The sequence below is a fragment of the Streptomyces sp. UH6 genome, assembly GCF_013421635.1.
Taxonomy (GTDB): domain Bacteria; phylum Actinomycetota; class Actinomycetes; order Streptomycetales; family Streptomycetaceae; genus Streptomyces; species Streptomyces abyssomicinicus.
Genome location: NZ_JACADT010001015.1, coordinates 1 through 1,998 on the forward strand (window position 1 = coordinate 1; position 1,998 = coordinate 1,998).

The following is a 1,998-nucleotide window of genomic DNA, read 5'->3' on the forward strand; positions in this document are numbered from 1 at the left end:
GCCGTCGTCGGGGCAGTGGTCCACGGGTGACGGTTCCTCACATGTGGGGTGGCGGGGCCAGCGTGAAGTCCTCCGCGGCCGCGGGCGCGGTGGTGCGCCAGCCCCGTCCGACGGCGGCGTCGGCGAGGCGGGGGCAGCCGAAGTAGCCGAAGGCGGCGGGGGCGTTGGGGAGCAGTCCGGAGGCGAGGACGCGGGCCACCCGCAGCGGCGTCTCGGCCACGTCCTCGGTGGTGAGGTCGAAGGTCATGATCCGGTGGCCCCGCTCGTGGAGCGTGCGCTCCAGCCGCTCCCGGTCGGTCGGCCGGACGGCGTCGACGGGCACGGTGCCGAGCGCGGGCTCGGTGAAGCGCCGGGCTTCGGCGGCCATCCGCGGGTCCAGCCACACCTGTACGTGGGCGCCGAGGTCCCGTACGTGCTCGAACTGCTCGCCGCAGGCGTCGAGGTAGCGGTTGTCGGCGCGGTGGTCGAGGTAGAGGCCGCGGGCGAGCAGGCCGGCGTCGACGGCCTGGAACACCCAGCCGTCGGGATCGGTGAGGCCCTGGGTGAACACCCAGGTGTGGACGGCCTCGAGCACGGCCTTGCGGGCGGCCTCGGCCGGGTCGTACTTGCAGGCGAAGCCCGCCGCGTACAGGCCGAGACGCGGATCGTGCACGAGTGCGGCCATGCAGGGGGCGAACTCGGAGGGCATCTCGACGAGGTGCACGTCGAGTGCGCACCCGGCGAGGTCGTCGGCGAGGCCGGGGACACTGGCCGGGTCGATGCCGCGGGCGGGTCCGTCGAGATGCCACCACAGTTCCAGGGCGTCCCGTTCGACGATCTCCAGCAGCCCTCGTTCCGCGGCGTCGTCGATGCCCTGGCCGGTGGCTATGCCCGCGTAGTTGAGATGGTGGGTGCGCGGCAGTGAACGCAGCTCTCCCTGGCGCCAGTTGAGGTGGGTGAGCGCCACGGGAGCCCAGACCTCGGTGGTGGTTCCGTCGGGCAGACGCTCGAGGCCGCGGGTCCACAGGGCCGGAGTGTCGTCGGTGAGCGGACGGTAGGGGAACCGGGGGCGGGAGTACTGCCACGGGGCGTAGGCGGGCAGGTCGGCCGGTCCGTACAACCGCAGTCCCTGGTCCGCGAGTTGGGCGGCGGTGGCGCGCAGTGGGGCGAGCGGGTGGTGCGGGGGCGGCAGCCGGTTGCCGCAGTAGCGCTCCACACCTTCCGCTATCGCCGCGATGCGGGCGCCCTCCGGATCGCCGAAGGTGGTGCCGAGGGAGACCCGGTCGGCGGGCCAGAGCCCGAGCCTTCGGGCGTCGGACATCTCGGCGGTGAGCGCCGTGTAGCGGGGCGGGGCTCCCGCCGGGTGCTCGACGGGCTTGACCTTGCGGACGATGCCGCAGACAGGGTCGACGAGGAATTCCAACGGCAGCGCCGTCATCGCAGGACCTCCATGGCCGGGTCGACGGGGGCGGGTGGGGACGGGAGGACGCACAGCTCGAGTCGCACGCCGGCGGGGGTGACGTCCCGGCGGGAGCCGGTCAGCCGTACCGCCGTCACGGGGTCCTCGCCGGTGTGGGGATTGCGGGCGTGGGCGGGGAAGTGGTGGCCGGCGATCTCCAGGCGCAGCCGGGTCCCGGCCGGGAGGCGGCGGGCGATTCGCCCGAGTTCGACGGTGAACCCGTCCTCGACACCGGGCGGTTGGTCTCGCCGGACGATGCCGACGGCGAGCCGTTCGGCGTTCCCTTCGGAGAAGAGGGCCACGAGGCGGGCGGCCCAGTCGGCGGACGGGGTGTCGGCGGTGCCTCGCAGCCGCACCCGTGCCGGTCCGGCCACGTCGAGGGTGCTGGGGAGGGGCCGGGTGGCGAGCAGACAGCGGTCGGGGGGACCTTCACGGGGAACGGCGAGGTCGTCCGAGCGGACCGGGTGACGGGGGTCGGCGGTGAAGGCGGAACCGCGCAGCGGGATCAGCTCCGGCGCGTACGGCGCGCCCTCGGTGGTGGCGGGCAGCCACTGATCGGC

Annotated in this window: 2 protein-coding genes; both read right to left on the reverse strand. The window is 74.3% G+C overall.

All coding sequences use genetic code 11. From position 1 onward, the window contains the following. Positions 1-37: 37 nt before the first annotated feature. Positions 38-1,417: a YcaO-like family protein gene (locus tag HW445_RS28660; RefSeq protein ID WP_180223754.1), complete on the reverse strand. Its 1,380-nt coding sequence runs from the start codon at positions 1,415-1,417 to the stop codon at positions 38-40. Beyond that, a partial coding sequence (locus tag HW445_RS28665) for a CocE/NonD family hydrolase C-terminal non-catalytic domain-containing protein (RefSeq protein WP_306673373.1) occupies positions 1,414-1,998 on the reverse strand: 585 nt, incomplete at its 5' end. The genes HW445_RS28665 and HW445_RS28660, both read right to left, overlap by 4 nt.